Raw genomic sequence first — 13,610 nt, forward strand, 5'->3', positions numbered from 1 at the left:
TCAACTGTGGTGAGTGGATTCATCTGTGGTGAGGGGATTTATCTGTGGTGAGGGGATTTATCCCCGATGCGCTGCGAAGCAGCCCCAAAAGAGGCTGATGCAGTAATAAGGCAGATATAGGGGGCGCTGCGCACCCCATCGGGGATAAATCCCCTCACCACAAAAGCATTCACAAAACATGACACTGCCTAGTGTTCGATGTGTTCATCCGGATGTTCATCCGGGCGTTTGACCCGGCGACCGTCCTCTTTCGACAGTTGCGAGAAGATCGTCGCCGCCAGCATCGCCATGATCCCGACCGTGACAAACGTCAGCTGGAACGCGCCCAGCACGGTCTCGACGCCATCGTTGCCGATCTCCGCCGTAAACCCGCCGAGCAACGCACCGGCACAGGCCACGCCCAGACTCAGCGACAATTGCGCCACCACCGACAGCAAGCTGTTGCCGCTGCTGGCGCTGGCGTCGTCGAGGTCGATCAGGGTTACGGTGTTCATCGCGGTGAATTGCAGCGAGTTGATCGCGCCGAGAACCGCCAGCAGGCACAACAGCAGCCAGTACGGCGTCTGCTCGCTGACCAGGCCCATGCTCGCCAGCATGATCCCCAGCGCCAGAGTGTTGCCGGTGAGCACAATGCGATAGCCGAGGCGTTCGATCAGCGGCCGCGCCATCCACTTGGCGAACATCGCCGCAGCGGCCAGCGGCAGCATGCTCATCCCGGCTTGCGACGGCGAGTAACCCAGCGCGACTTGCAGCAACAACGGCACCAGAAACGGCAGGGCGCCGCTGCCCAGACGGGCGAACAGGTTGCCGATGATTCCGACCGCGAAGGTTCGCGTCTTGAACAACGACGGGGCGAACAGCGGATTCTCGATACGTCCGGCGCGCAGCCAGTACGCCGCCAGACATGCCAGACCGCCGAACAGCAGCAACATCACTCGCAGGTGCGGCAAGTGCAATTCGCCCAGACCTTCCATGGCGATGGTGATCAGGATCATCGCCGCGCCAAACAGCAGGAAACCGAGGCTGTCGAAGCGCGTGCGCTCGCTGCCGCGCAGGTCGGGAATGAACTTCCACACCGCGTAGCAGCCGAGAACACCGACCGGCAGGTTGATCAGAAAAATCCAGTGCCACGTCAGGTATTGCACCATCCAGCCGCCCATGGTCGGGCCGATCAGCGGGCCGAGCAGGCCGGGAATGGTGATGAAGCCCATGATCCGCACCAGTTCCGAACGCGGGTAGGCGCGCAGCACCACCAGCCGTCCGACCGGCAGCATCAATGCGCCGCCCAGACCCTGGATCACCCGCGCGCCGACCAGCATGCTCAGGCTGCTGGATAACGCGCAGAGCAGCGAGCCGAAACTGAACAGCAGGATCGCGCCGAAGAAAATCTTCTTGGTGCCGAAGCGGTCGGCGATCCAGCCCGAGGCCGGAATCAGCAAGGCCACGGTGAGCATGTAGGCGATGACCACACCTTGCATGCGCAACGGGTCTTCGGCCAGATCCCGGGCCATGGCCGGCAGGGCGGTGTTGAGGATGGTCCCGTCGAGGGACTGCATGAAGAACGCAATGGCGACGACCCACGGCAACCAGCGGGCGGTGATGGCGTCGAGAGGCGAGCGTGTGGGCATGGAACCTCTTGTGGTTGGAGTTAATGCATATCCATTGTCGAGCGCGGTCAGTGTGGGAGCGAGCCTGCTCGCGAAGAGGCCATTTCATTCAACATTGATGTCGATTGATCTACCGCTTTCGCGAGCAGGCTCGTTCCCCCAGGTTTTGCTTTTACAGGGTTAGCGTGAGTCGGCTCACCAGCGCCCCCGGCAGCAGTGCCGACGAGGTATTGCGCTGGCTATACGTGCTCGCCGACAGCAGCAACTCGCGCTCGGCGGTCAATGCTTCCAGCTGCGAACCCAGCAGGCTGTAGGCGCTGTCGTCGAAACGCATGGTGCTGACCGGCGCCTGAATCTCGCCGTTCTCGACCCAGAAAGTTGCGAAGCGAGTCATGCCGGTCAGGCGCGCCGCTGGTTGATCCGAGTAGTTCAGGTACCACAGATTGCTGATGTACAGCCCGGTGCCCAACTGCTTGAGGATCTCTGCCTGTGACAGATCACCGGCCGCCATGTTCAGCGCACTCGGCATTTCACCGCCGCCGGCGCCGTTGGCGGTCAGGCCGTATTCGGCGGCACTGCGCGAACCGACCAGTTGATCGCCAGCCTTGCCTTCGACGATCAGCCGCAGATCACTGCGCGGATAACCCTCGCCGGAGAACGCCGGGCTCAACGAACCGCTGACTTGCTCATCCAGTGAGACCAGCGGACTGAACGTCTGATCGCCGACATACAGCTTCTGCAGCGGGCTGCTTTTGCTGGCAATCGACTGCGCCGAGAAACCGCCCCAGCTGAGCATGCCCATGATTTCTTCCAGCGCGGCCGGCGCCAGGTACGCGCGGTATTGCCCCGGTGCGAGGGTGCGTAACGGTCGACCGAGGAACGCCAGTTGCTCGCGGGCCTGCTGGAAGCGGCGGGTGAAGCCTTCGCTGCTCCACTCGTGCCCGGCGTAGCTGGCTTTCACCGCTTCGCCATTGTCGTGGAACAGGCTGAAGTCGAAGTTGAAGCTGTTGGCCTGATGCCAGCCGAACGCCCCCGAGGAACTGGCGAAACCGCGGCTGATTGGGCCGGCAGCATAGAAGCCGACCAGATCCAGACCTTCAGCAGCGCTGCAGATTTCCTCGACCACCTGCTCGGTGTCCGGTAGCGGATGTTCCTGCACGTTGTTGCTCTGCCAGCCGTTGTGGTTGAGCAGCAGGTAGGGATCCTGTGGCAGCAGCGGCAGGGTTTCGCGCAGTTGTTGCAGGCCTTCGGAGAGGCGTTGCAGATCGGCTTCCTGATCACCGGACAGGGTGATGTGCAGGTCGGCATGGCGGCCGTCATTGATCAGCTTCAGCCCGACGTCGGCTTGCTGCACCTGGCCGGCCTGACGCACCTTGGCGTGATTGAACCGTACGAACGCCGAGGATTCGGCGGCGTAACTGAGGGTGAATTGTTCCGGCTCGCGCACGCTGTCGCGCAGCCAATTGACCATGACCTTGAAGGCGTCGGACTGACTCTTCGAAATGCTCATCAGGCGTCTCCCCCAAACACATCAACGTTGCTGAATACGCAGGCCGGTGAAGCGTGGCCGACGCGGATCACCTGGTTCGGCTCGCCCTTGCCGCAGTTTGGCGTGCCCAGCACCATTCGGGTGCCGGCATTGCCGACCGCGCGCAGACTCTTCCAGAAGTGCGCGGAAATGCCCCGGTAGTTCGGATTTTTCACCACACCCTTGAGTTCACCGTTCTCGATCAACTGACCCCACTCGCAACCAAACTGGAATTTGTTGCGCGCATCGTCAATCGACCACGAACGGTTGGTGCTCATCAGAATGCCGTGCTCGATGCCGCTGATCAGTTGCGTCAGCGACTGATCGCCCGGCTCGATGTTGAGGTTGGCCATGCGGTCGATCGGCGGCCGGTTCCAGCCGCAGGCGCGGCTGTTGGCAACCCCGTCGAGACCGGCACGGAACTGCGAAAGCGCGCCGCCCAATGGCCGCAACAGCAAGCCTTCGCGAATCAGGAATTGTTTGCTGGCTTTGCTGCCGTCGTCATCGTGGCCGTAGCTGGCCAGCTCTTCGGGAATGTCCGGATCGAAGGTCACGTTGAGCAGCTTCGAGCCGTATTGCAGGCTGCCGAAGTCGCTGGTTTTGACGAAGCTGGTGCCGGCGTAATTGCGCTCGTCACCGAGGATGCGGTCGAGTTCCAGCGGGTGACCGATGGACTCGTGAATCTGCAGCATCATCTGGTCCGGCATCAGCAATAGATCGCGCGGGCCTTGCGGGGTGTTCGGCGCGAGCAGCAGTTGCAGGGCCTGATCGGCCACCTTCGGGCCGGCGCCGACCAGGCCGCAACGGCTGATCACGTCCGCGCCACCCTGCTGGCCGAAGTTCTCGCGGCCGAGGGAACGGGTCTGGCTGTCGTGGCCGTCGTAGGCGGTGACGTCGAGGCCTGGATAGACGAAGCGCTGGGCCTGGCGCAATTCGGCGCCGGCGCTGCTCAGGTAGATCTGCTCGACGTGGGTGATGCCGATGCTCGCTTCCCAATTCACCAGGCGCTCATCCTTTGGCACCGAGGCGGATTCCGCGCCGAGCAGCTCGAAGCATTCGCTCAGGGACGGGAAGGGTTGCTCAAGATTGGGCGAAAAGTAATCAGCGCGATCGCTCGACACCGGCTGGTTGCGCAGGTCGAGCAAGGCGTGCGGCTTCAGTCGCCGGGCCTGCTGTTCGGCGCGCTCAAGGGCGGCTTGCAGGCCTTGCTGCGACAGGTCGTTGGTCGCCGCGTAAGCCTCGACGCCGTTGACGCGCACAGTGAGCATCGCGCCTTCGTCGCGGCTCAGGCTTGGCGGCTCGGCGACGTTCTTGCGCACCGACAGGTACTGGCCGGACTCGCGTACATACCGCAGGGAAAAAAACTCGGCGCCCGTGCGCAAGGCAGCGAAGCGCTGCTTGAGCTGGGGGTGAAAATCGAACATTCGGGAACCTCCTTGTTATGGAGTTGCGGGGTGAAGCGATTCGGCGGGGAGGGGTGAAACGATTGCGCGAGGTCTAGAGTAGGCCTGCGTGGGGGTAGGATCAAGTGAAGAGGAGGTGTAGGAGGATTTACTGTGCAGCAGGGGGGAGGGGTATTGAATTGCAGGGCCTCATCGCGAGCAGGCTCACTCCTACAGTTAATCTCCAATGTCCACATAATGTGTGGTCGCTGGAGATCCTTGTAGGAGTGAGCCTGCTCGCGATTAGCCGTGACGCGGTATTACGTCTTACTGAGCAACAGGCGTGATATCACGCATCGGCTTGCCCTTCACCGGCGCACCGCCAGCAACGTAGTAGGCAGCATTGCTACGCGGCAGCGGCTTGCGGCCACGGATCTTGTCGGCGATTTTCTCGGCGATCATGATCGTCGGCGCGTTGAGGTTACCGGTGGTGATGATCGGCATGATCGAGGCATCGACCACACGCAGGCTCTGCATGCCGTGCACGCGACCTTCGCCATCCACAACCGCCATCTCGTCGGTGCCCATCTTGCACGAGCAGGACGGGTGGAACGCGGTTTCGGCGTGCTCGCGGATGAACTTGTCCAACTGCTCATCGGTTTGCACGTCGATGCCCGGGCTGATTTCGCGGCCACGGAAGGCGTCCAGCGCAGGCTGCTGCATGATTTCGCGGGTCAGGCGGATGCCGTCACGGAATTCCTGCCAGTCCTGCTCGGTGGCCATGTAGTTGAACAGGATGCTCGGGTGCTGACGCGGATCCTTGGACTTCAACTGGATGCGACCACGGCTCGGCGAACGCATGGAACCCATGTGTGCCTGGAAGCCGTGCTCTTTCACACCGTTGCTGCCGTTGTAGTTAATCGCTACCGGCAGGAAGTGGTACTGGATGTTCGGCCACTCGAATTCCGGACGCGAACGGATGAAACCGCCGGCTTCGAACTGGTTGCTGGCGCCGATGCCGGTGCCGTTGAACAGCCACTCGGCACCGATGGCCGGCTGGTTGTACCAGAGCAGCGACGGGTACAGCGAGACCGGTTGGGTGCAAGCGTATTGCAGGTACAGCTCAAGGTGATCCTGCAGGTTTTCACCGACGCCCGGCAGGTCATGCACCACCGGGATGTCGAGGCTTTCCAGCAGTTTTGCCGGGCCGACACCGGAGCGCTGCAGAATCTGCGGCGAAGCGATGGCGCCGGAGCACAGCAGGACTTCCTTGCGTGCCTTGGCTTCAACACGTTCTTCCGCCGAACCGACCAGGTACCGCACGCCGACCGCACGCTTGCCTTCGAACAGAATCTTGTCGGTCAGGGCGTGGGTGACGATGGTCAGGGTCGAGCGCTTTTTCGCGACGTCGAGGTAGCCACGGGCGGTGGAAGCACGACGGCCGTTCGGCGTCACGGTGCGATCCATCGGGCCGAAGCCTTCCTGCTGGTAGCCGTTCAAGTCTTCGGTGCGCGGGTAACCGGCCTGCACGCCGGCTTCAACCATGGCGTGGAACAGCGGGTTGTTGCCCGCCTTCGGCGTGGTCACGCTGACCGGGCCGTCGCCACCGTGGTAGTCGTTCGGGCCGATGTCGCGGGTTTCCGCTTTACGGAAGTACGGCAGGCAGTCGAGGTAGGTCCAGTCTTCCAGGCCTGGCAGCTTCGCCCAGCCGTCGTAGTCCATCGCGTTGCCACGGATGTAGCACATGCCGTTGATCAGCGAGGAGCCGCCGAGGCCTTTGCCGCGACCGCACTCCATCCGACGACCGTCCATGTGTGGCTCCGGATCGGTTTCGTACGCCCAGTTGTAGCGACGACCTTGCAGCGGGAATGCCAGTGCAGCCGGCATTTGCGTGCGGAAGTCGAAACGGTAGTCCGGGCCGCCTGCTTCGAGCAGCAACACGGTGACGCCTTCGTCTTCAGTCAGACGGGTCGCCAGGGTGTTACCGGCCGAGCCGGCACCGATGATGATGTAATCGAATTCTTGGGACATTGAATGCACCCTCTTTAGATGTGGTCAGGTCGGGCCTCGGCGAGTGCTGCGCACTCGATTCGCGAGCAGGCTCGCTCCCACAGGAGACATATTTCAATGTGGGAGCGAGCCTGCTCGCGAAGACGGCCTCACGAGCAATACAAGACTCGGGTCTTAGAACACCGAGACGTAATCGCCCAGCTCGACCTGTACCGATTTGATGCGTGTGTAGTTGGTCAGCGAGCTGATGCCGTTTTCACGGCCCACGCCCGACTGCTTGTAACCGCCAACCGGCATCTTCGCGTCGGACTCGCCCCAGGCGTTGATCCAGCAGATACCGGCTTCCAGTTGATGAATCACGCGGTGCGCGCGGTTCAGGTCTTTGGTGACGATACCGGCGGCCAGGCCGAAGTCGGTGTCGTTGGCGCGGCGGATCACTTCTTCTTCGGTCTCGTAGGAGAGGATCGCCATCACCGGGCCAAAGATTTCTTCACGGACGATGGTCATCTCGTCGGTGCAGTCGGTGAACACGGTCGGTGCAACGAAGGCGCCTTTGGCGAATTCGCCGTCGGTCAGACGCTCGCCGCCGCACAGCACGCGGGCACCTTCTTCTTTACCCTTGGCGATGTAGCCCAGCACGCTTTCCATGTGGGCGAAGCTGACCAGCGGGCCGAAGTTGGTGTTTTCGTCTTCCGGGTTGCCGATGCGGATGCGCGCGACGCGCTCGACAATCTTGGCTTCGAACGCGGCTTTCAGGTGGCTCGGTACGAATACGCGAGTGCCGTTGGTGCAGACCTGACCGGAGCTGTAGAAGTTGGCCATCATCGCGGTGTCGGCGGCGCGATCGAGGTCGGCGTCGTCGCAGATGATCAGCGGCGACTTGCCGCCCAGTTCCATGGTCACGTCTTTCAGCGACGAAGCCGAAGCGCTGGCCATGACTTTCTTGCCGGTGTCGGTGCCGCCGGTGAAGGAGACTTTCTCGATGCGCGGGTGCTCGGTCAGCCAGGTGCCGACTTCACGGCCGCTGCCGGTCAGTACGTTGAACACGCCGTTTGGCAGGCCGGCTTCGGTGTAGATCTCGGCCAGTTTCAGGGTGGTCAGCGAGGTGACTTCGCTTGGCTTGAAGATCATTGCGTTACCGGCGGCCAGGGCCGGTGCGGATTTCCACAGCGCGATCTGGATCGGGTAGTTCCACGCGCCGATACCGGCGACCACGCCCAGTGGCTCGCGACGGGTGTAGACGAAGGAAGTGTCGCGCAGCGGAATCTGCTCGCCTTCGATCGCCGGCACCAGGCCTGCGTAGTATTCCAGCACGTCGGCGCCGGTGACGATGTCGACGTATTTGGTTTCGGAGAAGGCTTTGCCGGTGTCCAGGGTTTCCAGAGCAGCCAGCTCATCGTTGCGCTCGCGCAGGATGTCGACGGCGCGACGCAAGATGCGCGAACGCTCCATGGCGGTCATCGCGGCCCAGATTTTCTGGCCCTTTTCAGCGCTGACCACAGCACGCTCGACGTCTTCCTTGGTCGCACGTTGCACTTGGGCGAGGACTTCACCGTTCGCCGGGTTGATGGCTTCGAAAGTGGCATCGCTGCCAGCGTCGGAGTACGCGCCATCGATGTAGAGTTTTTGCAGTTCGAAACGGGCCATAGTGTCCTCGCAAGTGCATTAGTGGTTGGCGTCGACCACCGCGCTGAAACTGCGGTGGCGGTTCAGGTACCGAGCGTTTTCTGTGTGCTCTGGCTCACCTGCTTGGCCAATTGGAAATCCATGTATTCGTACGCGATCTGTTGCGCCTGCGCCGTGTCGAAAGCGTCTCCCGACAGCGCGCCGCGCAACCACAAGCCGTCGATCAACGCTGCCAGTCCACGCGCGGCGCTGCGCGCATCTTCGAGCGGCAACACACGGCGGAACTCGCAGCACAGGTTGGAATACAGACGGTGATCGTTGATCCGCTGCAACCTGTGCAAAGACGGCTGGTGCATGCTGGTGGCCCAGAAGGCCAGCCAGGTTTTCATTGCCGGGCCATTGACCTGGCTGGCGTCGAAGTTGCCTTCGATGATCACCTGCAGATGCGCCCGTGGGCTGCTGTCTGCCAGCGCCTGTCGGCGCGCGGTGACGTTCTCGCTGAGGACGTTCATCAGATACCGCATCGTGGCGGCAATCAGGCCGTTCTTGTCCTGAAAGTAGTGACTGATGATGCCATTCGAGACACCGGCCAAACGGGCGATCAGCGCAATGCTGGCGTCCCCCATACCGACCTGATCGACCGCCTGCAACGTGGCTTCGATCAGTTGTTGGCGGCGGATGGGTTGCATACCGACCTTGGGCATCTTGCACATCTCCTTAGGCCTTCCGAAGGGCGATAAACGCCTATCGGATTGAGGGCCAGTCTATTTTGTTTTGATTGAACGTTCAATCAACAAAGAATAAGATCTGCGACAAATCGTCGCTGCCTACAGATTTTTTCTGCTTGTAAATGGCGATAAAACGACATCCGAAAATGCTTGAAACCTGCGTGGGGCATGGCGCGGTTCGCTGTTCGATGGACGTGTTGAATGGGCAAGACGCTCGGGGCCAGGTTTCGGATGAACGTCCGCACAGCTTTGGCCACGAAAGCGATTCGCAACGCCATTTCGGCAGGTTCGGGCTTTTTTCGGGGTGTCTTTATATCACCCGCCGGTCGGCTGCCAACCAACCGATTGGTCGGGTTCCGTGTTGCCTTGTGTTCTTCTCTCGCACTGCCTGGAGCATTTGTGCCATGAGTTCTGCCTCTCTTATAAAGACCCCGCCCGAGAAGGTGACGGTCAACGGTTGGGTGTTTTACACCTCTACCGCGTTGATTCTGTTGTTGACCGCCATTCTGATCATCGCCCCGCAAGAGGCCGGCAGATTGTTGGGTATCGCTCAGGCCTGGTTGTCGCGCAGCTTCGGCTGGTACTACATGGTGGTGATCGCCGCGTACCTGGTGTTTGTGGTGGGCCTGGCGTTTTCCTCCTACGGCAAACTCAAACTGGGCAGCAAGGACGACACCCCGGATTTCAGTTACGGCGCCTGGGCGGGGATGCTGTTCTCGTCGGGTATCGGTATTTCGCTGCTGTACTTCGGCGCGTCCGAGCCGCTGGACCATTACTTCAATCCGCCGGAAGGCGCAGCGGCCAGCAACCTGGCCGCGCGTCAGGCGGTGCAACTGACTTTCCTGCATTGGGGCCTGCACGGCTGGGCGATCTATGCGCTGGTCGGTCTGGCCGTGGCGTACTTCGCTTACCGTCATAACCAGCCATTGGCCCTGCGTTCGGCGCTGTATCCGCTGGTCGGCGAGCGTTGGGTCAAAGGCGCGGCCGGTCATGCAGTGGACGGCTTCGGCATGTTCGTGACCCTGCTGGGGCTGGTGACCAACCTGGGGATCGGCTCGCTGCAGGTGTCTTCGGGTCTGGAAAACCTGTTCGGCATGGAGCACAGCAACACTAACCTTTTGATCGTGATCATCGTGATGAGCACCGTGGCGACCATCGCTGCCGTGTCCGGTGTGGAAAACGGCATTCGTCGTCTGTCCAACCTGAACATCGTGCTGTTCAGCGGCCTGCTGATTTTCGTCCTGCTGTTCGGCCCGACCCTGCACCTGCTCAACGGCTTCGTGCAGAACATCGGCGACTACCTCAACGGCGTAGTGCTGAAGACCTTCGACCTGTACGTCTATGAAGGCGACAGCGCCAAGTCCGACCGCTGGCTGGGCCTGTGGACCCTGTTCTACTGGGCGTGGTGGATTTCCTGGGCGCCATTCGTCGGCATGTTCATCGCGCGTATTTCCCGTGGTCGTACCGTGCGTGAACTGGTGGCTGGCGTGCTGCTGATTCCGCTGGGCTTCACCTTGGCGTGGCTGTCGATCTTCGGTAACTCGGCACTGGATCTGGTGATGAACCAGGGGGCGGTGGAACTCGGCAAGACGGCGCTGGAACAACCGTCGATGGCGATCTACCAGTTGCTGGAACACTACCCGGCGTCGAAAGTCGTTATCGGTGTGTCGATCTTCGTCGGTTTCGTGCTGTTCCTGACCCCGGCCGACTCCGGCGCGGTGATGATGGCGAATCTGTCCTGCAAGGGCGGCAACGTCGACGAAGATGCGCCGCACTGGCTGCGGATCTTCTGGTCGGTGGTAATCACGCTGGTGACCATCGGTCTGCTGTTCGCCGGTAACTTCGAAGCCATGCAAACCATGGTGGTGCTGGCCGGTCTGCCGTTCTCGGTGGTGCTGGTGTGCTTCATGTTTGGCCTGCACAAGGCCATGCGCCAGGACGTGCAGATCGAACAGGAGCAGGCGCAACTGGCTGAGCGCGGTCGTCGTGGTTTCAGCGAGCGTCTGACGCAGCTGGATCTGCAACCGAGCCAATCGGTGGTGCAGCGCTTCATGGACAAACATGTGACGCCGGCACTGGACGACGCGGCTGCGCAACTGCGTGCACAGGGTCTGGAAGTGCAGACGCTGCTGGGCAAATCCAAGCGTTGCATGGGCGTGCGCGTCGAGATGGAAGAGGGCAACCCTTTCGTCTATGAAGTGAGCCTGGACGGCTACCTGGCGACCCCGACCGAATCGGCCCAGTCCGATGAAGCGCGCCAGCGTTACTACCGCGCCGAGGTGTATTTGCACAACGGCAGCCAGGACTACGACCTGATGGGCTTCACGCAGGATCAGATCACACGCGATGTGCTCGATCAGTTTGAAAGCCATCGGCAGCTCCTTGGCCGTGTCTATAGCTAGGATCAAAAGCTCCCCTCACCCTAACCCTCTCCCGGAGGGAGAGGGGACTGATTGGGAGATATTGCAGAAATCCGCCGACCTGAAAGAACGTTGTTGAATCCATAATCGACTCGATCTTTCAGGTCGATGTATAGCGAAAGACAACTTGGTAGGTTCCCTCTCCCTCTGGGAGAGGGCTAGGGTGAGGGGGCTTTCCCTGACTCAATAAAAAAGGGATCGCTCACCGCGATCCCTTTTTTTCATCCCGCCTTACCCCAGGTTCTTGCCCAGCAACGCGTGATACAGCTCGCTGTCGCCCAGAATCCCCACCACATGGTTGTTGTCGTGCAGCACCAGTTTGTTGCCGGTCTGGTAGCGAATCTGCAGCGCGTCGCGCATGCCGATGTTCGAGTCCACCAGTGTCGGCTTGCGCTCCAGCGCTTCCACCGCTTGCCCCGGTGCCCAGTTCTGCAGGTTCAGCACCGAACCGTTCTGCCGCGCACCCTTGATTGTGTTGCCTTCGGCCAGGTCCAGCCACGAATCGCCACCCGGGTCGAGGCACACCGAACCGTTGATGCGTTTGCAGTTGTCCAGCGTGCGCATCAGGCTGCGGCCACACAGAACGTTGAGCGGGTTGGTATGGGCCACGAAGGTGCGCACATAGTCGTCCGCCGGGTTGAGCACGATCTCTTCCGGCACGCTGTACTGGATGATCCGGCCGTCCTTCATGATTGCGATGCGGCTGCCCAGTTTCAGCGCTTCGTCGAGGTCGTGACTCACGAACACGATGGTCTTGCTCAGCTTGCGTTGCAGCTCCAGCAGTTCATCCTGCAGACCCTGACGGATCAGCGGGTCGAGTGCCGAGAACGGTTCGTCCATCAGCAGAATGTCGGCGTCCATCGCCAGTGCCCGGGCCAGGCCGACACGCTGCTGCATGCCTCCGGAGAGTTCATCGGGCTTCTTGTTGCGCCATTGGGTCAGGCCGACCAGTTCGAGCTTGTCGTCGACCAGCTTGCGCCGTTCCTTTTCCGGTCGGCCCTGCATTTCCAGACCGAAACTGATGTTCTCGCGCACCGTCAGCCACGGCATCAGGGCGAACTTCTGGAACACCATGGCGATGCGTTTGGTGCGCATCATTTTCAGTTCGGCCGGGGTGCAGGAAGCGATGTCGATCTGCTTGCCTTCGTGCTCGACGAACAGCTTGCCGCGACTCACGGTGTTGAGGCCGTTGATGCAGCGCAGCAGGCTCGACTTGCCGGAGCCGGACAGGCCCATCAGTACGCAGATCTCGCCCTTGTTGATGTCCAGACTGGCCTTTTCCACGCCGACGATCTGCCCGGTCTTTTTCAGGATCTCGCTGCGGGTCAAGCCTTGATCGAGAAGTTTCAGTGCTTCGCGCGGATCCTTGGTGAAGATCACGTCAACGTTATCGAAGCGAATTATGCTCATGCGTCACCCCCTACTTTGGCGTCGGGTTGTTTGCAGATACGGTCGAGCATGATCGCCAGCAGTACGATCGCCAGGCCCGCTTCGAAGCCCAGGGCGATATCAGCAGTGTTCAGTGCGTTGACCACCGGTTTGCCGAGTCCGTCGGCGCCTACCAGTGCCGCGATCACCACCATCGACAGCGACAGCATGATGCACTGGGTGATGCCGGCAGCGATGCTCGGCATGGCGTGAGGCAGTTCGATCCGTGAGAGCAATTGGCGACGCGAGCAGCCGAAGGCCTTGCCGGCGTCCATCAGTTCTTGCGGGACATCGCGGATGCCCAGGTAGGTCAGGCGGATCGGTGCAGCGATGGCGAATACCACCGTGGAGATCAGGCCCGGCACCACACCCAGCCCGAAGAGGGTCAGGGTAGGAATGAGGTAAACGAAGGTCGGTACGGTCTGCATCAGATCGAGTACCGGACGCATTAAAGTGTAGAACATCGGCTTGTGCGCAGCGACGATGCCCAGCGGTACGCCGATGACCACGCAGACCAGGGTCGCGAACATGACCTGGGCGAGGGTTTCCATGGTTTCCTGCCAGTACCCCAGGTTGAGGATCAGCAGGAACGAGGCAATCACAAAAACAGTCAGCCCCCATTTGCGCTGGATGAAATGCGCGAGCAGGGCGATGAGGCCGATCAAGACGAAGGGATTGAACCAGGTCAGCGCAAACGTCACGCCGTGGATCATCGTTTCCAGTGTCACGGCGATTGCGTCGAAGGTGCTGGCGCCGTGTTGCGTCAACCATTCAACGAAGCCCGCGATGTACTGGCCTAAAGGGATTTTCTGATCAATCAGCATGGTAGTGAACGTCCGCATGCAAGGAATAAACAGCCCGGGCGAGCGAACTCGCCCGGC

At 61.1% G+C, this 13,610-nt stretch carries 9 protein-coding genes; 1 reads left to right on the top strand and 8 read right to left on the bottom strand.

Translation table 11 applies throughout. The features are described 5' to 3' along the window. Positions 1-188: 188 nt before the first annotated feature. The 6 genes from mdtD to betI form a co-directional block, all read right to left on the bottom strand. The gene (gene mdtD / locus HDC30_RS21955) at positions 189-1,628 is read right to left on the bottom strand and encodes a multidrug transporter subunit MdtD (protein ID WP_183784882.1); all 1,440 of its coding nucleotides are present in this window, start codon (positions 1,626-1,628) and stop codon (positions 189-191) included. Positions 1,629-1,779: 151 nt separating this feature from the next. After that, entirely contained in the window at positions 1,780-3,117 is a 1,338-nt protein-coding gene (locus HDC30_RS21960; RefSeq protein WP_183784884.1) for a TldD/PmbA family protein, read from the bottom strand. Then, the gene (locus HDC30_RS21965) at positions 3,117-4,559 is read right to left on the bottom strand and encodes a TldD/PmbA family protein (protein ID WP_027610637.1); all 1,443 of its coding nucleotides are present in this window, start codon (positions 4,557-4,559) and stop codon (positions 3,117-3,119) included. Before HDC30_RS21965 ends, HDC30_RS21960 begins: the two co-directional genes overlap by 1 nt. Before the next feature lie 285 nt (positions 4,560-4,844). Continuing rightward, complete coding sequence (gene betA, locus HDC30_RS21970; protein ID WP_027610638.1) at positions 4,845-6,548, bottom strand: choline dehydrogenase; 1,704 nt, start codon at positions 6,546-6,548, stop codon at positions 4,845-4,847. Positions 6,549-6,701: 153 nt separating this feature from the next. Then, positions 6,702-8,174, bottom strand: coding sequence for a betaine-aldehyde dehydrogenase (gene betB, locus HDC30_RS21975; RefSeq protein ID WP_027610639.1), 1,473 nt, complete (start codon positions 8,172-8,174; stop codon positions 6,702-6,704). A gap of 62 nt (positions 8,175-8,236) precedes the next feature. Continuing rightward, the gene (betI, locus tag HDC30_RS21980; protein WP_041063389.1) at positions 8,237-8,857 is read right to left on the bottom strand and encodes a transcriptional regulator BetI; all 621 of its coding nucleotides are present in this window, start codon (positions 8,855-8,857) and stop codon (positions 8,237-8,239) included. Between the two features lie 485 nt (positions 8,858-9,342). Here betI and HDC30_RS21985 point away from each other — a divergent pair, with 485 nt between their 5' ends. Then, a complete protein-coding gene (locus HDC30_RS21985) occupies positions 9,343-11,283 on the top strand; it encodes a BCCT family transporter (RefSeq protein WP_311662212.1) in 1,941 nt (646 codons plus the stop codon). Positions 11,284-11,532: 249 nt separating this feature from the next. On the opposite strand, the gene choV is transcribed toward HDC30_RS21985, so the two are convergent. Both choV and choW read right to left on the bottom strand, forming a co-directional pair. Beyond that, positions 11,533-12,711 (bottom strand): choline ABC transporter ATP-binding protein, encoded by a 1,179-nt coding sequence (gene choV / locus HDC30_RS21990; protein WP_007962646.1) that lies wholly within the window; start codon positions 12,709-12,711, stop codon positions 11,533-11,535. After that, entirely contained in the window at positions 12,708-13,553 is an 846-nt protein-coding gene (gene choW / locus HDC30_RS21995) for a choline ABC transporter permease subunit (protein WP_007962645.1), read from the bottom strand. The genes choV and choW overlap by 4 nt, the downstream gene beginning before the upstream one ends. Between the last annotated feature and the right edge of the window lie 57 nt (positions 13,554-13,610).

It is taken from the genome of Pseudomonas sp. JAI115, assembly GCF_014200835.1.
GTDB lineage: Bacteria > Pseudomonadota > Gammaproteobacteria > Pseudomonadales > Pseudomonadaceae > Aquipseudomonas > Aquipseudomonas putida_A.